This window comes from Olivibacter sp. LS-1 (assembly GCF_008245145.1).
In the GTDB taxonomy this organism is placed as follows: domain Bacteria; phylum Bacteroidota; class Bacteroidia; order Sphingobacteriales; family Sphingobacteriaceae; genus Olivibacter; species Olivibacter oleidegradans.
In genome coordinates, this window is record NZ_CP041643.1 from 1,908,317 (window position 1) to 1,927,744 (window position 19,428).

General features: G+C 43.2%; 23 protein-coding genes. 13 read left to right on the plus strand and 10 right to left on the minus strand.

Annotation, left to right across the window (positions count from 1 at the left end):
* Positions 1-29 precede the first annotated feature (29 nt).
* From FKG96_RS07585 to FKG96_RS07595, 3 genes are read left to right on the plus strand one after another with little or no spacing between them, the layout of a single operon-like run.
* Positions 30-224: a hypothetical protein gene (locus tag FKG96_RS07585; protein WP_130856292.1), complete on the plus strand. Its 195-nt coding sequence runs from the start codon at positions 30-32 to the stop codon at positions 222-224.
* Between the two features lie 53 nt (positions 225-277).
* On the plus strand, positions 278-769 hold the full coding sequence (locus FKG96_RS07590; protein WP_130856293.1) for an RNA polymerase sigma factor: 492 nt from the start codon (positions 278-280) through the stop codon (positions 767-769).
* Positions 759-1,319 carry a hypothetical protein gene (locus tag FKG96_RS07595; protein WP_130856294.1) on the plus strand — a complete coding sequence of 187 codons (561 nt, stop codon included), beginning with the start codon at positions 759-761 and terminating at the stop codon, positions 1,317-1,319. Before FKG96_RS07590 ends, FKG96_RS07595 begins: the two co-directional genes overlap by 11 nt.
* Before the next feature lie 38 nt (positions 1,320-1,357).
* On the opposite strand, the gene FKG96_RS07600 is transcribed toward FKG96_RS07595, so the two are convergent.
* Positions 1,358-3,748: an ABC transporter permease gene (locus FKG96_RS07600; RefSeq protein ID WP_130856295.1), complete on the minus strand. Its 2,391-nt coding sequence runs from the start codon at positions 3,746-3,748 to the stop codon at positions 1,358-1,360.
* Positions 3,749-3,910: 162 nt separating this feature from the next.
* On the opposite strand from FKG96_RS07600, the gene FKG96_RS07605 reads away from it, so the two are divergent.
* From FKG96_RS07605 to FKG96_RS07615, 3 genes are all read left to right on the plus strand, one after another.
* Complete coding sequence (locus tag FKG96_RS07605; RefSeq protein WP_130856296.1) at positions 3,911-4,405, plus strand: AAA family ATPase; 495 nt, start codon at positions 3,911-3,913, stop codon at positions 4,403-4,405.
* 146 nt (positions 4,406-4,551) lie between these two features.
* Positions 4,552-5,058, plus strand: a complete 507-nt coding sequence (locus FKG96_RS07610) for a hypothetical protein (RefSeq protein ID WP_130856297.1) — start codon at positions 4,552-4,554, stop codon at positions 5,056-5,058.
* A 101-nt stretch (positions 5,059-5,159) separates the two neighbouring features.
* Positions 5,160-5,615 (plus strand): GNAT family N-acetyltransferase, encoded by a 456-nt coding sequence (locus FKG96_RS07615; RefSeq protein ID WP_207303756.1) that lies wholly within the window; start codon positions 5,160-5,162, stop codon positions 5,613-5,615.
* Here FKG96_RS07615 and FKG96_RS07620 read toward each other — a convergent pair.
* Positions 5,612-6,115, minus strand: a complete 504-nt coding sequence (locus tag FKG96_RS07620; RefSeq protein ID WP_130856298.1) for a pyridoxamine 5'-phosphate oxidase family protein — start codon at positions 6,113-6,115, stop codon at positions 5,612-5,614. The genes FKG96_RS07615 and FKG96_RS07620 overlap by 4 nt on opposite strands.
* A gap of 332 nt (positions 6,116-6,447) precedes the next feature.
* On the opposite strand from FKG96_RS07620, the gene FKG96_RS27190 reads away from it, so the two are divergent.
* A complete protein-coding gene (locus FKG96_RS27190) occupies positions 6,448-6,504 on the plus strand; it encodes a hypothetical protein (protein ID WP_371719644.1) in 57 nt (18 codons plus the stop codon).
* Here the strand turns inward: FKG96_RS27190 and FKG96_RS07630 are convergent.
* The gene (locus tag FKG96_RS07630; RefSeq protein ID WP_130856299.1) at positions 6,488-7,231 is read right to left on the minus strand and encodes a 3-keto-5-aminohexanoate cleavage protein; all 744 of its coding nucleotides are present in this window, start codon (positions 7,229-7,231) and stop codon (positions 6,488-6,490) included. The two genes, FKG96_RS27190 and FKG96_RS07630, sit on opposite strands and share 17 nt — an antisense overlap.
* Positions 7,232-7,339: 108 nt before the next feature.
* On the opposite strand from FKG96_RS07630, the gene FKG96_RS07635 reads away from it, so the two are divergent.
* The 4 genes from FKG96_RS07635 (at position 7,340) to xth (ending at position 10,148) form a co-directional block, all read left to right on the plus strand.
* Entirely contained in the window at positions 7,340-7,858 is a 519-nt protein-coding gene (locus FKG96_RS07635) for a GNAT family N-acetyltransferase (protein ID WP_130856300.1), read from the plus strand.
* A gap of 265 nt (positions 7,859-8,123) precedes the next feature.
* Positions 8,124-9,158, plus strand: a complete 1,035-nt coding sequence (locus tag FKG96_RS07640) for a right-handed parallel beta-helix repeat-containing protein (RefSeq protein WP_165446980.1) — start codon at positions 8,124-8,126, stop codon at positions 9,156-9,158.
* An 88-nt stretch (positions 9,159-9,246) separates the two neighbouring features.
* A complete protein-coding gene (locus FKG96_RS07645) occupies positions 9,247-9,435 on the plus strand; it encodes a hypothetical protein (RefSeq protein ID WP_130856302.1) in 189 nt (62 codons plus the stop codon).
* A gap of 20 nt (positions 9,436-9,455) precedes the next feature.
* Complete coding sequence (gene xth, locus FKG96_RS07650) at positions 9,456-10,148, plus strand: exodeoxyribonuclease III (protein ID WP_130856303.1); 693 nt, start codon at positions 9,456-9,458, stop codon at positions 10,146-10,148.
* 118 nt (positions 10,149-10,266) lie between these two features.
* On the opposite strand, the gene FKG96_RS07655 is transcribed toward xth, so the two are convergent.
* The 3 genes from FKG96_RS07655 to FKG96_RS27200 all read right to left on the minus strand — a co-directional run bounded on the left by FKG96_RS07655 (position 10,267) and on the right by FKG96_RS27200 (position 11,505).
* Positions 10,267-10,626, minus strand: a complete 360-nt coding sequence (locus FKG96_RS07655) for a nuclear transport factor 2 family protein (RefSeq protein WP_130856304.1) — start codon at positions 10,624-10,626, stop codon at positions 10,267-10,269.
* 423 nt (positions 10,627-11,049) lie between these two features.
* Positions 11,050-11,313 carry an aldo/keto reductase gene (locus tag FKG96_RS27195; protein ID WP_207303762.1) on the minus strand — a complete coding sequence of 88 codons (264 nt, stop codon included), beginning with the start codon at positions 11,311-11,313 and terminating at the stop codon, positions 11,050-11,052.
* Between the two features lie 3 nt (positions 11,314-11,316).
* Complete coding sequence (locus FKG96_RS27200; protein WP_371719646.1) at positions 11,317-11,505, minus strand: LytTR family DNA-binding domain-containing protein; 189 nt, start codon at positions 11,503-11,505, stop codon at positions 11,317-11,319.
* Between the two features lie 72 nt (positions 11,506-11,577).
* On the opposite strand from FKG96_RS27200, the gene FKG96_RS07670 reads away from it, so the two are divergent.
* Positions 11,578-11,979 (plus strand): DUF5675 family protein, encoded by a 402-nt coding sequence (locus FKG96_RS07670; protein ID WP_256377672.1) that lies wholly within the window; start codon positions 11,578-11,580, stop codon positions 11,977-11,979.
* 186 nt (positions 11,980-12,165) lie between these two features.
* Positions 12,166-12,378 carry a hypothetical protein gene (locus tag FKG96_RS07675; protein ID WP_130856306.1) on the plus strand — a complete coding sequence of 71 codons (213 nt, stop codon included), beginning with the start codon at positions 12,166-12,168 and terminating at the stop codon, positions 12,376-12,378.
* A gap of 55 nt (positions 12,379-12,433) precedes the next feature.
* Here the strand turns inward: FKG96_RS07675 and FKG96_RS07680 are convergent, their stop codons facing one another.
* The 4 genes from FKG96_RS07680 to FKG96_RS07695 all read right to left on the minus strand — a co-directional run bounded on the left by FKG96_RS07680 (position 12,434) and on the right by FKG96_RS07695 (position 19,153).
* On the minus strand, positions 12,434-14,014 hold the full coding sequence (locus FKG96_RS07680) for a SusD/RagB family nutrient-binding outer membrane lipoprotein (protein WP_130856307.1): 1,581 nt from the start codon (positions 14,012-14,014) through the stop codon (positions 12,434-12,436).
* A gap of 11 nt (positions 14,015-14,025) precedes the next feature.
* Positions 14,026-17,370 carry a SusC/RagA family TonB-linked outer membrane protein gene (locus FKG96_RS07685; protein ID WP_149105291.1) on the minus strand — a complete coding sequence of 1,115 codons (3,345 nt, stop codon included), beginning with the start codon at positions 17,368-17,370 and terminating at the stop codon, positions 14,026-14,028.
* Positions 17,371-17,505: 135 nt separating this feature from the next.
* Complete coding sequence (locus FKG96_RS07690) at positions 17,506-18,501, minus strand: FecR family protein (protein WP_130856309.1); 996 nt, start codon at positions 18,499-18,501, stop codon at positions 17,506-17,508.
* A gap of 73 nt (positions 18,502-18,574) precedes the next feature.
* The gene (locus FKG96_RS07695) at positions 18,575-19,153 is read right to left on the minus strand and encodes an RNA polymerase sigma-70 factor (protein WP_130856310.1); all 579 of its coding nucleotides are present in this window, start codon (positions 19,151-19,153) and stop codon (positions 18,575-18,577) included.
* Positions 19,154-19,428 lie beyond the last annotated feature (275 nt).

The following is a 19,428-nucleotide window of genomic DNA, read 5'->3' on the forward strand; positions in this document are numbered from 1 at the left end:
AATGCAACTAACCTCCAAAAATTATTAATATGAAAGCACTAGCCATGATTTTTCTTTTCGCAATAAGCGCATGTGGCCGCGAATCTTCTCCAGAAGGCAGGTCGATTATTCGAGACAAACAGATCGTCGAACAGCTTGACTCATTGAAACGGCAGAACCACGTACTTCTTGATAGCATTGGAGCCCTTAATAAAAGAATAGAAAAGCTAGAAAGGATAAGGTGAAAAGGAAACAGTCGCAAAAGTATTGATATCTTAGCAGAACGCATGCCCACAGTATGAATGAAGACCAATTTTTACAACTTGTTTCAGTCCACCAGGGAATCATTCATAAGGTCTGTCGATTATACCGGGACACGCCGCCTGATCGAGAAGATCTATTTCAGGAAATCGTTTTTCAACTATGGCGTTCTATTGATGATTTCAGGGGGCAGTCAAAAATCAGCACATTTATCTATCGTATTGCTCTTAATACCGCTATTGCAACATTCAGGACTGATCGAAAAAACGTGATAAGCTATGTGGATCAAGTGCCGGAAATGTCGCCCCAAAACGAGGATGGAGCTTTAGCCGATCGTAAGGACCGCTTGATGGCTGCAATTAAACTGTTGGCAGAAGGAGATCGTGCCATTATAGCTTTAGTCCTCGATGAGTATAGTTATAGAGAGATCGCAGAGATCATAGGCATAACAGAGAACAATGTTTGCGTGAGGGTTTCCCGGATAAAAGATAAAATCAGAACACTATTAACTAGCAATCATGAGAATTGAAGAAATGAAAAGCCTTTGGGCAGCACAGCCCATTGAAATAAAGCCGAATGAAGCACTGGCAGAAATGCTTACAGAAAAATCTCATCCAATCCTTAAAGGAATCAGAAAACAGCTGTTACTGGAAATCGGCTCGTGGCTAATTATCTTATGTGTATACTACAATATGTTTGACGGTGAAAAGCGACCTTTGGCAGCTAACCTGGTACTTATAATCTGTGTGCTGCAAGCAATTGCCTTTAATTTTACCGGCTATTTGGCCGCAAGAAATCTTGTATATGGTGATAATATAATAACTTCAATAGCCGTATATCTAAAAAAACTCAAGCGATTTAAATGGGGCTCTTTATGCTCGAGAATAATCTTCACGGGTGGCATGCTGTTTTTTTTCTTTTACGGATTGGATGTGGCTATTTTTAGGATATTATCTATTGCTTTTATCGGCCTTGTATTTATAGGTCAACTCTGGTTACTTCAAAGACAGTGGTCTCAAAGAATTAAAAAGCTCGCGGAGTTAAAGTTCGAACTGATAAATACCAACGAAAAAAACTAAATCGGTGAGCACTCCCGGGAAAGGGATAGACTAAACAATTATTCATTTCTCAGGCTTTTTGCCGGATCAGCCATGGCAGCTTTCATCGATTGAAAACTAATAGTGATTATTGCTATGAGGAATGCCACGATACCCGCTACTAAAAACATCCACCAGCCAATATGAATACGGTATGAATAGCTTTGCAGCCAATTGTGCATGATCCACCCCGCACAGGGAAAAGCAATTAGGCAGGAGATACCAACAAGTTTTAAAAAGCCTATAGATAGGAGGGATACAATGCCCGTGATACTTGCACCCAGCACCTTTCTGATGCCGATTTCCTTGGTTTTTCTTTCGGCGATATAAGCAGAAAGCCCAAACAGACCAAGACAGGAAATCAAGATGGCAAGCACGGCGAATACGGTAGAAACTTGACCGGTGAGCGCTTCGTTTTTAAATAGCTGATCGAACTGGTCATCTACAAATCTGACGTCTAACGGATAATTGGGATTATTCTTCTTCATAACGGTTTCTATCGTTGAAACCGCTTGTCCGATATCGGCGCTGTTTTTTATCCGTGCATAAATAAAACTTTGAAATTCAGGTTCCTTGCAGAAAAGAACCATTGGGTCTGCCTGTCCATAAATATTGCCATAGACGAAGTTGCTTACAACTCCTATTACGGTCATGTCAGTAAAAACTCCATCCGGATTACCGCGGGGCGATTGTATTATTTTTCCAACAGCAGACCCTTCGCCTATCAGGTCTGCCATGGATTTATTAATAATAACGTTCGCTCTTTCAGCCAACGTGTTTCCGCCAAAATCTCTCCCCTCCAAAATTTTCATACCGGAGGTGGAAATAAATTCAGGGCTTACATGCCGTTGCGCTACCGGTATTTTCTGATCCGCCGGCTTGTTCGCCCACCTGAATCTGTCGTCGGTATCACCTCCATAAAGCGTTACATGACCGGCAAGGGCTGCATTTTCTATCAGGCCCGTATGCAATAAATCCTGCTTTATAATAGGAAATATAGCAGAAACGTTATGCTGCGGATTGATTTCAATGAGATTGCTTTTGTTGAAGCCCAGGGGTCGGTTCTTCACATGCTGTATCTGCGCATACACCACAATTGTACTGATTGTAAAAATGATAGAAATAGCAAATTGGGTGACCACCAGCCCTTTCCTTACAAGAGCGGCACCATGCGTTTTAATTTTAGCCCCCTTTAAAACTGCAAGCGGATCGAAGGACGATAGATAAATGGATGGGTAACTTCCCGCTAACAATCCGCAAATACCTGTAACTGTGATAAGGAAAATAAGATGATTAGTATTGAGTATATTCAGCACAAGATTCTTTTGCATAATTGTATTGAATGCAGGCAGTGAAATATACATGAAGAGCACTGAAAAAATTGCAGCAATAGCAGCCATCATAAAAGCCTCGCCCATGAATTGTGCCAGCAGTCGCTTCTTTCCCGATCCTAAAACTTTGCGCACGCCGACTTCCTTTGCTCTTTTTTCACTTTGTGCGGTCGCAAGATTCATAAAATTAATACAGGCAATTAGCAATATGATCCACGCAATCATTGAAAGCATGCGGACTTGCGCGATACGACCGCCACCGGTGGGCTTTCCATTGGCAAATGCATCGTATAACCGCCACTTTTCCATAGGAAAGAGAAAAACCTCGCTTTTTTCAGCAGGTGCTTTTTGTTTAATGTAATGCCTTAGTTGATTGTTGACAGCTGCAAAGTTTGCATTTTTATCCAGTTCAACGTAAGTAAAGGGCCCATAACTGTCCCATTCATCGATATTTTCTGACCGATTTTCCATGGTGATGTCATAGGGAGCTAGCCATTCAAACTGAAGTGATGAGTTTTCGGGCATATCTTCTACCACACCTGTGATAACATAGTTCTGTTTGTTATCTATCCGTATAGTTCTACCAATGGAATTTTCATCGGTACCAAAGAATTTCTTTGCCGTACGCTTTGTGATCACAAGTGAATATAATTGTGGGAATGGATTGGATGCATTTCCCTGCAAAAAGGTAAATGTAAACATACTAAACAAAGATGCATCTGTATAACGACCTGTTGCATATACGGATGTGTTATCGAAACTGAAAAGTAGTTTTTGATCTCCGTCTGAGTATCTTGCTGTATTGGCTATACCCGGGATGTCAGCTTTGATAGTTGCAGCTAGGGGACGTGGTGTAGACTCCATCGTAAAGACACTTTCGTTAAAAGGTGCATTCACTTTCAGCTGATAGAGTTCGTTTTTTTTACTGTTAAAATGGTCAAATGTCAGTTCACTTTCACCCCATAGAAAAATTAAGCCCGCACAGGTAATGCCAAGGGCTAAGCCAAAGATATTGAGAAAGCTGTAGGCTCTGTTCTTCCAAAGATTGCGCCAAGCGCTTTTGATATAACTTTTAAACATAAAATGGTTTCTATTCTACAAGACGCAGCGATTCAATAGATGTTGCATTTTACCGGAAATTGATAGCGGTATAAGCGAACCAGATCCGCCAATTCTTGCGATATTTGTATCTTTAATCTACAGTGTACCGAATTTCTGAAGGCAAACTTATCATGCTATCATATGCTATCAATTACCTCATCGGCAAAGCGTATTTATTTAACGGGAATGTCCGGAACCGGTAAATCTTCGATAATAACCAATTTACGAAATCGCGGTTACCGCGCAGTTGACACCGATTACAATAATTGGAAAGTATTTTCTGAATCCGATAGAGAGTGGATATTAAACGAAGAAAAGATGTATGATTTTTTGGAGTCAACAAAAGAGGACGCTCTTTTCATTTCCGGATGCTGTAGCAATCAATCCAAATTCTATAAATTTTTCGATTACATTATTTTACTATCTGCTTCAATTGAAACTATACTTAAAAGAGTTTCCGAGCGGCAATCGAATGCTTACGGGCGGACCGTAGCAGAACGGAACGAGATTATCCGGAACTTTAAAAATATTCAACCACTATTGAAAGAGACAGCGGACATTGAGTACGACACAGAAAAGCTAACGATCGAACAGATCACCAATAACTTAACGAGTCTTCTGCGCCACTGCAAATGATAGCTATTATGTCTATAGGGGGAATAAATGGTATTTGCGTATCATTCAAGGGATTATTCTAACGGTTTTATTTTTACGTTCATGTAGCGAATCAACTATAAAAAGTGTTTGATTCTAAGAAATTGCTAACGATTAAGACCATAAATATGAAAAATCAACCGCTACTTAGGCCATCAGTGTTTATGCTCGCTTTGTTTTCAGTATTTTTTTTCAGTTGCGGAAAGGCGAACAACGAAACGCATATTGAAGAGCCATATAAATTGGAAACCAACCTCTTCGTAGGGAACCAGCTGTTCATCAACACGATGAAGGCTCGAAATTCGGAAAACGTTTTCGAAATTTTGCAGGTAGTCCGGAAGAATGATATGTTGGATGTCACAGTAAAAGGCGGGGGTGCCGCAGCGTCATTTCAGTTCATTTGGGATGGTCTCGTACAAGAGTCATATCCAATGGGAGTGCGGTTGATAATGCTATACGATAATACGAATAAAGATTTCGACCGAAATAAGGAAATATCCGTATCTGTGAACCTTCAAAAAATTGTTGGTGAACGAAATAATGTGAATGACTATCACTTCAATGTGATTAATGGATCAAAAAAACAGACAGTAATATTGAATCCGGACGGCAGCACGTCCAAAGAAGATAAATAATCAGTAGTCGGCATTATATCAGTTATGTAGATTTTGAAGGGCACTGTACAACCGGTGTTGCTGCATTAATTCGATATTTAAGTTACTAAAAATAAAAGAATATGATGAATGATTTGCATATCAAGAAGTTGTCAGTCAACGACCTATCCTGTTTCGAAAATCTTATTATCATGTTTGAAGAAGTTTTCGAAATGAAAAAATTTTCTATGCCAACAAGTGAATACCTCGGTGAGTTGCTGGGGAAGGAAAACTTCCATGTATTTGTAGCTCTGAAAGAGGATTCCGTAATAGGAGGTTTAACCGCTTACACGTTGAATCAATACTATTCCCAGAAACCGTTGGCCTACATTTTTGATTTAGCAGTCGCCAGCCTATGGCAACGGCAAGGCATAGGAAATGCCCTGATTATGCATACAAGATCTTACTTCCAGCAGAATGGTTACTCGGAGGTCTTTGTACAGGCCGACAAAATAGACGATTATGCTGTCGATTTTTATAGGAAAACAAAACCTACGGAAGAAGAAGATGTGCTTCACTTTTACTATACATTGGATTAAAGGTCCAAATTGCCATGTCTTCCAATATCCGATTGACTGTCTGTTAGGGCATTTGCCGCGACTTTAAAGAAAGTTACCAATTTATTGGTTTTATTATCCCAATAATGGGCTGCTAAGGGTGTAACTTTTAAAATTCGGATGGTCGGATCATCTTTTCCCTTTTCAAACCAGGCCTCCATCATTTTATTCCAATACCTATCAATCCGAGCCCTATCGCTGGAAATTTCAGCTGTACCGTTAATACTAAGGAAATTATAATTTTTAGTGTCTGAATATAAAAGGCTTACATTTTTATTTTTTTGGACGTTTTGATACGTATCGCTTTCTGACGAAAAGAGAAAATAGATGGCACCGTTTTCATCTACTTCTTGTCGGCTCATAGGGATAGCATGCAATGCTTCCTCTGCTGCATTAGAACATAACATACCAATATCAATTTTATCCACCATCTTGCGTAATTTTTGAACAGCGTTTTCTCCGTGCAAATTTTCAGTGCTCATATTGTTTAAATTTTGGTATTCACTGCCGTCTATGTATTTATCGTTCTGATTTATCAAGACTGACAAATCCTGCTTCGTTAATTTATTTAGGATAATAACTTACAGGCCCAATAAAATGTTTTATTGATTTGCGATGATTCCGGTTAGCACGTAGAATATGCGGATTCATCCTTTGATAAAATTTCCGAAACAAAATAGCCTTAAAGATTATTACTAGTTAACACAAAACGAAAACACTATGGGGAATTTACTTATATCATTACCGTGATACTGGTAATCAGTTGGGCAATTAGTTTTTTGGCGGTTATGCAGATGGTGGAATTATTCACGCGTTGTTGGTTATTGCCATCATTGCGATATTGCTGAGAGTGATTAGGGGGGCGACTTAATTTGATGCAGGAATAGCGCTTTCTTAATAAGTTCCGCATTGGTTTCTGCTTTGGTAGTTTCGTCTATGTACAGGGTATCCTCAAATCCAACCCTCGTACTATAATTTCGCTCGAATGCTTTTTCAATCAAAGGCCAGCAAGTCTCATTTAAACCGTGTAGAAGAATCTCCTGTTCGAATACGACCGGCAATATAGCTTTTTCAATTGCATAAAGGTTTTCCAGCGCTCCTGAAAGTGCATGCTCCTGCGGTTCGATCAAAATTCGGAAACAATATTTATGGAGACCCGAGTTTATCAATTTCTTTGCGTCGGTTACATTCGAAATTCCTGCTTCAATAGAAACACCTTTATCTAAAAGCATTTTTACGACTTGCTCACAGTTATCTTCGCTAAAATTAACAGAAACAAAATCTGGAAAAATCGTCCATCCGTTTATTAAATTCTTTCTCAATTCGAAATCTGGTTCTATCCAGCTACCGGTACTGATACCTACCGGAATATTTAATAAATGCTGCCTCACTAACGATATTTGTTCGGCCACAAATTTTCCATCCAATGTTTCTCTACCATTGTCGTCCCTAACATGAAAATGAATTTGTTTGGCACCGGCAATTACCGAACGCTTAGCCTCCTCTAGAATTTCCTCCTTGCTCGTTGGTATATTTGGACTATCCAACTTAGTTCTAGAGCCGTTTATAGCTGCCTTAATAATCGGTGATCGCAACATAATGTTTGTTAACCATTTTTATCGTGAATAAGTTTGTTATCAATTCATATTTGTCGTTATTCGGGATTACAAGAAGTCAAAACTTGTAGTACCTTTACATCGGGGACTATGAAAATAACTAAACAAGAGGAACATCCGAAACTCCAAGATGAGCATGTACTGTTAGTGCCTCTGCAGCTGGCCGACGCAGACAGCTATTTCAGCCTGTATTTAGCGTTGGACGCTCTTGATATATATGAAGAAGCTGCTATCCTTCCAAAGGAAACGAAATGTGATTTTACCGGCAGAATCGCCTCCCTTTGCACCTACATCTGGACGATTCGATTAGCCGACGACCCAGACCGCATAATTGGTGACTGTGCATTGCACCATTGGAATAAAACGAAGCATGAAATAGAAATCGGAGGTGCTTTATTTCCAGCCTACTGGGGGCGAGGGATCATGTCGCATGCTTTTCAACTGGTAATGAAATTTGCAGCGATGACCCTTGAAATAAAAACCATTGTTGGATCCACTCAGACCAACAATGTAAATGCACAACGAATGGCTCATAAACTGGGGTTTAATACCGCATATGCGGACGGCAAGAATACAGTATTGAAATTGAATGTTTCCAAGAGCATTTGATGGGCTTTACTGATGGCCGCCCGACTTATCATGTAGTTCGATGTCGCCATTAGCAAGGTGCAGTTCCGTATCTGTTGATAAAGATGATGATTCTATTAGACAAATAGATACATCCAATGCATGAATCTTATTTTGGTATCAGGTCGTTCAGCTATCTATAGCCATAATAAAGTTGAGCGGATTTGCATGAGATTGAACAGCTTTGAACCTTTAAAATCCACTAAATCTACCCATGTTTGTGCCAGTGTTTCTCAATAATCATTTTATGAGTAAATTATTTATCGGCCTATTTTTCGTCTCCCTGTTTCCTTTAATGAATATGCAGGCCCAAACCTTATTTGTTGATCCTGTAAAGGGAAAGGATACCGGTACGGGGACCGAGCATGATCCGTTATTAAGTCTTGGCAGAGCGGTTACCGTGGCTAATACTTTTACAGGTAAAAATCCCATAAAAATTAAACTGTACCCGGGGCTCTATATGCTCACCGATCAGCTGGAGCTGAAACCACCTGCAGGAAACGGATATGCTACAGATTATACCATTGAGGCCGTAATTCTGCCAGATGATAAGGGTTGGATGCCTTCGGCCATGCCGGTTATTCAATCTATTTCTCCGAATAATAAGAACTGGGCAAATTTTGACCATTGTACCGGCCTGCAGGTGGAACGAAACAATACCCATTTCAGGGGACTTAAGTTTGTAGGCAATACCAATCCTGCCGTGGTTTACTATTACGCCATTGAGCGCCACTTCCCGGAATTGAAAGGAATGGAGATCTCCCAATGCATTTTTGCAGGGAGTAGAAATACAGCACCGATCCAAGGCGCCGTATTTGCACAGGGAAATGACATTAAGGTTGATCACTGCATATTTTACGAGTGTAAGAATGCCCTTTTACTATTCCTTTCAGTAAATGGTTTTTCCCTAACCAATTCCATCATCTACGGTTCTTATGAAGGTGCTATATGGTTCGGTAAGTATTCTGATTTTGATTTTCGCAACAACATTATAGCAAACAACAAAGCTTTTTGGATAGGTATGAAAGATTACACACCGCATTATACCTTCGCCAACTCTCTTATTACCGATAATGAGATTTTTATGGGTTTGAATAATAATGGCTCTATCGAGCTGGACAGTAGGAGCAAGCCCGGAACAAAAAATGTCCAACGGTCTGGAAAGGTTGTATTAAATGTAGCGAGTTCGGATACTATTCCCGCAAATTATCTCCAGCCATCCGCTGTTTCAGCTGGTAAGAATATCCCCGCAGGAATTTTTAACACTAATAAGCGGGACTGACCGGACGATCGCTTATATATCATTTCATTTAATTTTATCGAATCGTTGCATTGAGGACAATAGCAATGTGCTTATATGAATGAGGAAAATGATGGCGCTAATTGCCACTCCAGTAGCAGATCTTTATACATTTAAAATTGGTGAAGTATTGGAAATCCCACTTTTCATTTGGTGCTACCTAATATTCCTTATTACCCTCGTGTTGATCATACTGAAAACCGCTAAAGACATCAACAGGGAAAAGGAGCTGCTCATTTTCGTTCCGAATATTGTTTAAATATCTTATTGCCGATTAGCATGGAGCTGTTCACGATTGTTCTTAGTGAGACTTTACATGTTCAGGTATGTCCGAACCAAGAGGCCGGTTACCAAGCTACCTGGCATGGGCACAAAAGCTGGACCGGGGTGGCAATTTTATCGAAATCGAAAGAGATCACAGAGGTGACCCGCGTGCTTCCCGGTAACGTGGAAGATAACCATAGCCGGTACCTCGAGGCGATCATTGATGACACGCTTATCTGCTGTTTGTACCTGCCCAACGGCAATCCCTATCCCGGGCCTAAGTTTGACTATAAGATGGCCTGGATCAAACGCTTTAAAAAGCGAGCTGCCCAGCTGATAAAAATGGATATTCCCACCATTCTGATCGGTGATTTTAACATTATCCCTACAGAGCTGGACGTATATAAACCCCAAAAATGGGAAAACAACGCCCTGTACCGCATGGAGGCAAGAAAGGAATTTAAATCCCTGCTCAAACAGGGATGGACGGATTCCGTCCGTAGGCTATTTCCCGATCAGGCCGTCTATACCTTTTGGGATTACCTGTGGAACGCCTACGGCCGAAATGCCGGTCTCCGATTGGATCACATTTTATTGAGCCCCAAGATTGCGCCCCGATTGATCGAGGGTGGTATCGACCGGCATGTTCGTGGCTGGGAAAAGAGCAGTGACCATGCACCTGTATGGATCCGCTTGAAAGCAAAGTGAATCGGTTAGATTTTCTGCTGCAGAAGGTTCTGTAAAGCACATTTTATTAGAGCTATCCTACGACTGATTGCATCATTTTCCGGCAAGTATATAACCCGACGTAAAGTCGTTTATGTGCTTAGCAAAGCACGCTGCTTGCAGTAATCACCTTCCGGTCCCCGTTAAATAACTTCCAGACTCTGGTAAACTTAACACGGCTTTCAAATGGCTGGTTCAGGTAAACGCCCCTAATCTCCTTAGTGACCACCACTGTGCAGATATCTCCGAATAGGTGCAACTGCCGGTCTGAGGCAGCCAGTTCGGTAATCTTTAAATCCCCGCTGATATGAGAGGCCATATCATCCTTTTTGGAAAGCACCATTCCCAGGTGATTAACAAATAGCAACTCATCGTGAAGCAACTGATCCAGTACCTCTACATTGCTGTTTAAGATGGCTGTAATAAGTTGTGCTTCTAACTTTAAAATTTCGCTCTCCATGGCGGTTTGTTTTATAGATGATACCGCTAAAAATATAAAATTAATCTCTAAAACACCACGCGAAACGTCAGTTGGATATTCTAGGATAAATTTCCAGTGAGTTTTGCTAACTCCTCTGTGGTAAATTCATAATCTGCCGACCACATATTTTCCTGTAAGTGTGCCAATTTGGTTGTACCTGCCACTGGAACAACAAATGGTTTCTAAACCAATAACCTAGCTATACCAACCTGTGCTACGGTTAACTTTTGTGGTGGCCAAATTCTTTAAAAACATCTATTATGCCCCAATTAGCAACGATGTTTTCGGGCTCATACCGAGGTAATGAAATCCTGTTATCATTAGTTGGATTGTATTTTGTCCGCTCATTGATATATTCCGAAATAAAACCACGACTTAACGGGCTATACGTTTACCTTTCCCTCAGCAATAAGGTCTTTTACTGTTCCCGCTACAACTTCCATTGGTACGTTCGGGTCGATATAATAGGTCTATGTAGTCTGTCCTTAGACTTTTAAGCGAATTTTCAACAACCTGTCTAATCCGTTTCGGACTACTATCAAGACAGATTTCCGGTTTTTCCTCCTCAAAGCCGAATTTTGTGCAAATGATTATGTCTTTACGGATAGGTTCGATAGCCTCTCCAACTAATTGCTCATGACAAGGCGTTAGTAAATCAAGGCAAATATGTCAACTTGCAACCCATTGCCGGAACTCAGAAGCACGGTTTTTACTGACGTAGAGACTTTCCGGGGTTTCGGTGTCCAGGGAAACCAGCAACCTGTTATCGAACCAAATGGTAATGCCTTCGATGGCCCGTTTGGCGATAATGAATTGCTTGTTTGCCCGAAAAAAGCTATTGGGGTCAAGGGCTAGCATAATATTTTCCAATCGCTTATTGTAGGGCAACTTTTTTCCATCTTTGGTAAGGATGGATGTATCGCCGAAGGCATTAATACGACCCTCGGCCAGTTATACATTGACAATCTCTTCCAGTGCTATATCTTGGAAGATAAAATACGGGATGAAAAAATCCCCGGTGAAACGGCCATCCCGGCCGGAACGTATCAATTGGGTTTGAATAAGCTGGCGGGTATGAACGCGAAATATCAGAGCCGATACAGTTCCATGCATAAGGGAATGGTGGAAATCAGAGGTATCCCCAATTTCAGTTTGGTGTTCTTCCATATCGGCAATTACCACACCGACACCCGTGGTTGCCCCTTAACCGGAAGTTATTATCAGCTTATTGACGGAGACTATCGAGTGCTGCATTCGGCAGATGCTTATAGAAGGGTGTATCCTTTATTAGCAAAGGCCGCTGCCGCGGGGAGTAGTTTAGTTGTCGAGTAGTTAAGTAGTTAAGTAGTTGAGTCGTTCAGTAGATTTATTAGTGATGAATTATAAGTGATGAGTGATGCCTGCCTGCCGGTAGGCAGGAATTTTGAATGAGTGGCTTTGCGGTAGTACTGGTATTCCGAAATGCGTCATGGCGAGGAGGGGCCATGCTTTTTACTTTTTACTTTTTAATTTTCATTTATGAACGAAATAACAGAAAGAATCAAATCCCCCACACCAAAGTTCTTTAAAAAAATAAGAACCATCGGTTTAACCTTGGGTGCAGTAGGAGCGGCTTTATTAACAGCTCCTATTACGTTACCGGCAACGGTAGTTACCATAGCCGGTTATTTGGCAACGGCGGGTATTGTAGCCTCGGCCATTTCTACAGTGGCAAAGGAAGACAAGCCTTAGCATTAGAAGCGCCCGGTGATTTTAGATGCCGGGCGCTTATTATAGCAATTACTCCTTATTCGCTATCCCACCATACTCTTCCGGTTAATAAATCACCTCCGATAACGGCACCTGAAGCGGCACGATAGTTTTCGGGATTCGTATTCTCCTCTGCGATGGGGTAAGGGAATCGTCTTGGGATCGTAGCGTTGGTTGCGTTATTGATGTAATTGACCGGTGTTAGGGCAGGAACGCCCGTTCTGCGCCAATTGAACCATGCTTCATAAAAATTAAAACTGGTACAGGCGTTGGCCCAATATTGATTGCCAATATCGTTCAGGGCATTGGCCATATTCAAGGGGTGCGCTGAAGCATACATCTCCGCGTCGCCATCGGAAATCGCCAACGCATTGCCCCATTGCGACAAAAAGGTTAGCGAGGCCTTTAAACCATTTTTGTAATGTTCGGCGGCATTGCCCAGGCCCCATCGAACGGCCGCTTCAGCCAGCAAAAATTCTGATTCTGCATAAGTAAAGATGAAAGTAGGTGCATTGCGCGTAATCATTTGCGGATGCGGCGATGAATAGTCGGGGAAGCCGGTATAGCTGGGATCATCATTGATCCGATACAAGGGGTTATTGCTGAGGTCCTTGCCGTTCGGCATACCCTTTTGGGACGCTCCCCCCACTATGTATCCGGGGTTCTGTTCTTTAGACCCCTCCGACATATAGATGTTGTTTACGGCAATTTTGTCCAAACGGGGGTCTTCATGCTGTCTGAGAAAATCAATAAAGGTATCCGACCACTTTACATAATAGTTTTCCTGTCCACCATCGCCAAGCAGCACCTGGCTGTTTCGGTTTTGGGTAGCCCTGCCTCCACTTTCATCATGCAACAGAAAAGCATTGTCTCCGTTCCCTTCCATGGTATTGCCGATTGCTCGCTCTACATAGCTGCGAGCCAGCGTTTCATCCACCTTGGTCAGGCGCATGGCCATGCGCAACATCAGCGAATAACCGAAGCGTCTCCATTTAGCCAGATCGCCATTGAAAACTACATCGCCGGTTACCGCATCGCCCGATGGATTGATCGCATTGATCGCTTCGTCAACTTCTTTTAGGATATCGGTATAGATGCTCTGTTGACTATCAAATTTTGGGTAAAGTATCCCGGTATAATAGGCGCCGCCAGCTTCTGTATAGGGTATATCCCCATACAGATCCGAGATCCGTTGAAAGGCCATGGCTCGCCAGATTCTACCCACCTGATGAATATTGTTGTATTCGGGTTTATCCCTGGTGAATTCAACAATGTCCACAATCCGTTTGATCTGCTCATCGTAGGCTCTCTCCCAGTAGGCCGAGGTATAACCGGGATTATTCTGGTACTTATCGCCGGCCCAGTAAGAAACAACCGTTGCCATGCCCTGCATCATGGTGGCCGAGTAAATGAGGTTAGCCCGCCAGGTGTCATAAGCGAAATCATTACTGCCGGTATAGGCAAGCTGCGCGGTTGTCAGCAGGTAATTCGGATTAAATCCGCTGCCCGGCGAAGCCGTGGGATCGGTATTGATTTCGTCAAAATCGCTGGTACAGCCCGCAGCAAAAAGACAGGCCAACACCGTTACATATAATTTATGGATTATATACTTCTTCATATCATCGTGATTTAGAATCTAGCACTTAAGTTAAGTCCGAATGTTCTTATAGGCGGCACACCACCCAGCTCCAAGCCCGGTATACTGGCATTGTAACTCGCTTCGGGGTCGATGTTATCCGTTCGCCTCATCAAAATAAACGGGTTGCGCGCTACCGCGCTGATGTTCAACGACTTGATCTTGTTGTTGAACATAGCGGAAGGAAACGTATAGCCGATAACGATCTGGCGCAACTTGATAAAACTGGCATCCTGCACGAACTGTTTCGATACATTATTGGCATACTGACTGTAATATTCCGATGCTTCCACCCCGCTTTCACCAAAGCTGCCCTCTCTGTTTTCCAGCGTAGCCTGATGCAGACCGAAGATATATCCATAGTAATCGGTAGCCGAAAAGATCTTACCTCCCCACTTGCTATCAATCAGGAAGGAAAAATTTAGATTTTTGTACCGGAACTCATTGTTCCATCCCAACATCCATTTATGCATGGCCGAGCCGTAAGGCTTCAATTCACCCCGTACGGGTGCCCCGTTCGGTAAGTACATGATATTTCCGTTTTCGTCATAACTGAAGTCAAAGGCCATAATCTGAAAAGCTGGCAGGCCCTCGCGATGCTGGAGGAAACCGACGTTTGACCGGGAGGTGGCCACGGGCTGCACGGTAGTCCCTTCGGCCAGGGATTTTATTTTGTTGTTGTTCAAGGTGCCGTTAAAGCTGGTGGTCCAGTTGAATCCATCCGGATTGCGGAATACATGTCCCGTTAACAAGAGTTCAACACCTTTATTTTCCATCTCGCCCACGTTAAGTACGGCACCGAGATAGCCCGTGGTGGTTGACGTGGTGACGTCGACGATCTCGTCCTTGGATTGCTTGTTGTAATAGGATACGTCCACATTCAGCCGGCTATCGAATAAGCTGAGTTCTGCGCCGAATTCTAATTCGGATGCGGAGGAAGCTTTTAAGCCTGAGTTGGGTATGGCGGTGTTGATAATATTGCCCAATGGTTTTCCGTTGAGCGTTTCACTGAGGAAATTGTACATCAGCTGGGTTCTGTAAGGGTCCGTTGCCTGTCCAACTGTAGCGTAGCCTAACCGCACTTTACCAAAGGAAAGGAAGCTCGGTTGCCACAGCTCCGAGAATACAAAGGATGCATTTACCGAGGGGTAAACGGTATTCAATTTGTTGTCAATGCCCGGTGTTGCCAGTGTAGAGAACCAATCGCTGCGCAAGGAACCGGTAAGATAGAGCATATCCCTGTAGGAAAACTCAACATTTCCGTAAACGGATTGCGTTTCCTGATCGCTTGGCACAAAGCCTACGGTTTTATTCACGGTATTCAGAATATTATACAAGCCGGCAACGGAAAAATCCTGTCCGTTTTGAATGGACAGTTCACTTTTCGTTCGCCGAAAGGCGGCGCCAACGGCGGGTGTAATGACAAAGTCATCCACGGAGAAGGAACCTCCCGCCAGGAAGTCTGCATTTAGATCGGAGAAAAGTGTGATCTGCTCGGTCATTGAACCCAAGGGCCTATAGGCAGTTCCGCTCGGTACCACATTGGTGTATTTATTGGAGTAGTTATCGCGTCCCACACGGCCCTGAATGAAATAACCGCTATCGAAATCATATCGGGCCGTAATGGAACCAATGGTACGTTCGCGCTTGGTATTGTTCCGGAATTCATAGGCGGCAAACCACGGGTTGGTGGCAAAGGTATTGCCTGCATTGTAAGCGCGTTCTGTTCCATCCGCGTTCACCCAAGGTTTGAGATCCGTCACATTGACGCTGGTGGGCAGGAAGGTTACATTGTAATTGGCATTTCCTGCCCCGTCTGATAGATAAGGCCTGTTTTGCACATCTTCCATGATATAATTGACCCGTGCATCAATTTTCAGGTTTTTGATCGGATCGAATACACCACTAAAGTTGAAGGTCTGCCGATCCATGCCCGAGTTAGGCACAACCGAGCGGTTATCCAGGTTGCTTCCCGAAAGTCTGACCGTCCCGAAATCAAAGCTTTTGTTCAAAGCCAGTGTATTGGTCCAGCTGCCGCCGGTACGGTAAAAGTTCTTGAGGTTATCGCGCTGGGCCACATAAGGCCTTTCTACCCCATCGAACTGCACTACCTGACTTCCGTCTAGACGTGCGCCCCAACTGGAACCTCCTACTTGGGCTGCGCCCGCCTGATCGATCGGCTTGGCATTATTTGAACCCTGCCCATATACATATTGCCAATCGGTCATGTTCATGACCTGTTCGGCAACATAATTGGAGCTGAAATCAATGCTGTTTCCTTTGCCGCTTTTGGTTGTAATCATAATGACACCCGCTTTGGCACGGTAGCCATATAAAGCGGAAGCTGCTGCGCCCTTAAGCACCGATATGGTTTCAATATCGTCGGGGTTCAGATTGGAGATCGCATCACCCATATCCGGCGCGTTGTCCCACTGACTTCCTGAATTACCGTTCGGATTCGTATTGAACCGACCGACGGGCTTGCTTTCCATCGGTACACCGTTGATAACATACAGCGGCTGATTGCCCTGGCCGATACTGGATACACCCCGTATAATTACGTTGCTGGCGGCACCAACGCCACCCGAGGTAGCGCCTATGTCAAGGCCCGCTACTTTTCCTGCCAGCGAATTCACGAAGTTATTCTCTCTTGCCGTAGTTATCTCTTCACCTTTTACCTCCGTAACCGCATACCCCAATGCTTTTCGCTCCTTACGAACACCCAGGGCGGTCACTACCACTTCATTCAGTTCATTGTTGTCTTCATTCAACTGGATATCAATCACATTTCTTCCACTGATGGGGATTTCCTGTTTCACATAGCCCGTAAAGGAAAATACCAATGTCGCGTCCGCCGGAGCGGTGAGGCCGTAACGACCATCTTCGTTGGTACTGGTGCCTTGATTTGTTCCCTTAATCCGGACAGAAACCCCGGGCAGGGGTGCTTTTGTCTGGTCAGTTACCAGGCCACGGATCTGCTGTTGTTTTGTTTTGGCATTGATGACTACTTCTTTTCCCATGACGGTGTAAGAAAATAGACTTGCATTGATCATCTTATCGAGCACTTCCCGCACAGAAATATTTTTCGCATTGATGTTTACACGTTCGGTGCGGTTGCTGAACAGATCACTGTACACAAAGGCAATCCCGGTCTTCTCCGTTAATAAGTCCAGCGCTTCCTTGAGCGAAGCATTATGCAGGTTAACGGATATTCGTTTGTTCAGAAGCGGATCGGCATTGCGGTTAGCGAAGGACAGCAGCGGCTGAAAACCGATGAGCAGGAACATCCATGCGACCAGCCTCCATCTTTGTATTTGTCGGTATAGATAGTTATTCATACATTTATGGTTAAGTTTAGCATATTCGCGGGAGTAAAAGGTGAAAGGTTTCTCCCGTTGATTTATTGTCTAGGATCAATCGTCTGCTCTAAGCAGGCGATTGTCATTTTATCTTTTCATCAGATCATATCTACACTATTTAATTTGTTGAATGCTATATTGATTATCGCCCGTTTTTTTCCATGTGGCATGTACCGTCATTGCCAGTTTATCCAGAAAGAAAGATAGTCTCCCCCTTGTATCCAGATCGCCGAAGAAGAGGCGCTCTTGTAGTTCCTGCGCGCAATTGATTTGCACACCGTAAGACCGTTCAAGATCTCGGATGAGCCTTTTAAGGCTTTCACCTTCATACACCCTAATGCCGGCATCAATCTTCGCTATCTCCTTTTTGTCGTATTTCTTCGTCTTCAGCTTTTCATGTTTGTCGTACACCAACTCTTCACCATATTCCAGCACCGCGGTCGAAGCGGGTCGCTGTGTGGCTTCCACTCTCACTTTGCCGGAAGTCACCTGTACCGTGGCCTCTTCATCGCCGGCATAATTTTTCAACCGAAAGGAGGTGCCCAGCACATCCACTTTCACCGTCTTGCCGGACACACTGAAAGGATGTCGTTGGTTTTTTGCTACCCTAAAATAAGCGCCGCCTTCCAGCGTTACGCTTCGGTCAGACTTTCCGAATGATCTGTGGTAACTCAATTTACTGTCCGGTTCGAGAACGACCTGCGTGCCATCGGCCAAATACAGCTTCTTGGTTTCTGCTTTTGCCGTCAGTATTTCCACAGCGCCATAATTTGTTTGATAGATGATCGTCGAGAGTATAATGAGCACAATGGCAGCAGCGTAAGGCAGATAACGCTTATATGACAGCCCGGCACTTTTATTTAATTTCCCTTTAACCCGATCGAGTGCTACCTCAACACGGAGATCGTATTTCGATCCAATGAATCTGTGCTCGCCTTTCAATTCCCTCAGCACTCTTTTAAATTGGGCACGGTTTTCGGGACTGGCTTCAAGCCATTCGGTAAGTTTCTGCCGTTCGGTCTCATTCAGCTGCTGCTGGTGGTACCTGTGCAGCAAAGCTGCCATTTCGATCGTCTTTTCTATGTTTTTCACATTCAGATTTTGAAACATTAGGGTTGCTCAACGTTTTTATATAAAAACAACACCAATGGAAAAATCTCTAAAAGCAAAACGATATTTTTGGTTAGGCTAATAAAATAGGGAGAAAAGAGAGTAAGCCAACCTTTGCAAGTGATTTCTTCAGCAATTGAATGCCCCGTGCCCGTTGATTGTCAACGGTGCTGACAGATACACCCATTGCCTCGGCTATTTCTTTGGATGATTTTTCATTGTGGTAACTCAATTCAATTACCTTTTTGCATCGTTCCGGTAGGTCGGAAATTGCGCGGTCCAAGATAAGCATCATCTCCGTATAAATGATGCGATCGGTAATGTCCTGTTCCGAGAAGGGCAGTTTTTGGGAAAGCTGCTGTTCTATTTTGAGCCTGCTTTTTTCTCTTTTGAGGTGATTGAAGGCGTCATTTTTTATCACGATATACAGAAAGGCTTTTATTTTTAATAGTGAAACAAATCCGCTCCGTTTTTTCCATAATTTGATAAAAGCAGCCTGTGCGAGTTCTTCGGCAATATATTCATCGCCGATGATTCCTTCGGCGAAGGTACATAGCGGACCGTATAACTGCCTGAACAGATAATCAAAAGCAGATTCGTCCCCCTTACGGAAGCGATCGACAGAAAATTCATCAGTAGGGCGTGCTTTCATGACACTTGCTATTTTTACACCCTCAAAAAATGCTTATGGTAGGCTATATTGGTTTCGTCAAGTTAAATATAACCAAACTTAAAGAAATTTTCCTGTTCTCGCAAGTAGTTGTCCGGGAAGTTTCATTTTGGGTAGCAACAGAGCCAGCACACCTAGTAACCAACATATCGATTTTCTACGGTTCTGCAAATTATCCGAAACTATCGCAAAGGCAAATTGTTCAATGGATAGCAAATGACGTGCTTTCAGGGAGCATAGGTTTTGGTTAGAATCGA

Bases quoted from the DNA above. Each gene is read 5' to 3' on its own strand.
- FKG96_RS07585 (WP_130856292.1), top strand. From the start codon at position 30: ATGAAAGCACTAGCCATGATTTTTCTTTTCGCAATAAGCGCATGTGGC.
- FKG96_RS07590 (WP_130856293.1), top strand. From the start codon at position 278: ATGAATGAAGACCAATTTTTACAACTTGTTTCAGTCCACCAGGGAATC.
- FKG96_RS07595 (WP_130856294.1), top strand. From the start codon at position 759: ATGAGAATTGAAGAAATGAAAAGCCTTTGGGCAGCACAGCCCATTGAA.
- FKG96_RS07600 (WP_130856295.1), bottom strand. From the start codon at position 3,748: ATGTTTAAAAGTTATATCAAAAGCGCTTGGCGCAATCTTTGGAAGAAC.
- FKG96_RS07605 (WP_130856296.1), top strand. From the start codon at position 3,911: ATGCTATCAATTACCTCATCGGCAAAGCGTATTTATTTAACGGGAATG.
- FKG96_RS07610 (WP_130856297.1), top strand. From the start codon at position 4,552: ATGAAAAATCAACCGCTACTTAGGCCATCAGTGTTTATGCTCGCTTTG.
- FKG96_RS07615 (WP_207303756.1), top strand. From the start codon at position 5,160: ATGATGAATGATTTGCATATCAAGAAGTTGTCAGTCAACGACCTATCC.
- FKG96_RS07620 (WP_130856298.1), bottom strand. From the start codon at position 6,115: ATGAGCACTGAAAATTTGCACGGAGAAAACGCTGTTCAAAAATTACGC.
- FKG96_RS07630 (WP_130856299.1), bottom strand. From the start codon at position 7,231: ATGTTGCGATCACCGATTATTAAGGCAGCTATAAACGGCTCTAGAACT.
- FKG96_RS07635 (WP_130856300.1), top strand. From the start codon at position 7,340: ATGAAAATAACTAAACAAGAGGAACATCCGAAACTCCAAGATGAGCAT.
- FKG96_RS07640 (WP_165446980.1), top strand. From the start codon at position 8,124: ATGAGTAAATTATTTATCGGCCTATTTTTCGTCTCCCTGTTTCCTTTA.
- FKG96_RS07645 (WP_130856302.1), top strand. From the start codon at position 9,247: ATGATGGCGCTAATTGCCACTCCAGTAGCAGATCTTTATACATTTAAA.
- xth (WP_130856303.1), top strand. From the start codon at position 9,456: ATGGAGCTGTTCACGATTGTTCTTAGTGAGACTTTACATGTTCAGGTA.
- FKG96_RS07655 (WP_130856304.1), bottom strand. From the start codon at position 10,626: ATGGAGAGCGAAATTTTAAAGTTAGAAGCACAACTTATTACAGCCATC.
- FKG96_RS27200 (WP_371719646.1), bottom strand. From the start codon at position 11,505: ATGCTAGCCCTTGACCCCAATAGCTTTTTTCGGGCAAACAAGCAATTC.
- FKG96_RS07675 (WP_130856306.1), top strand. From the start codon at position 12,166: ATGAACGAAATAACAGAAAGAATCAAATCCCCCACACCAAAGTTCTTT.
- FKG96_RS07680 (WP_130856307.1), bottom strand. From the start codon at position 14,014: ATGAAGAAGTATATAATCCATAAATTATATGTAACGGTGTTGGCCTGT.
- FKG96_RS07685 (WP_149105291.1), bottom strand. From the start codon at position 17,370: ATGAATAACTATCTATACCGACAAATACAAAGATGGAGGCTGGTCGCA.
- FKG96_RS07690 (WP_130856309.1), bottom strand. From the start codon at position 18,501: ATGTTTCAAAATCTGAATGTGAAAAACATAGAAAAGACGATCGAAATG.
- FKG96_RS07695 (WP_130856310.1), bottom strand. From the start codon at position 19,153: ATGAAAGCACGCCCTACTGATGAATTTTCTGTCGATCGCTTCCGTAAG.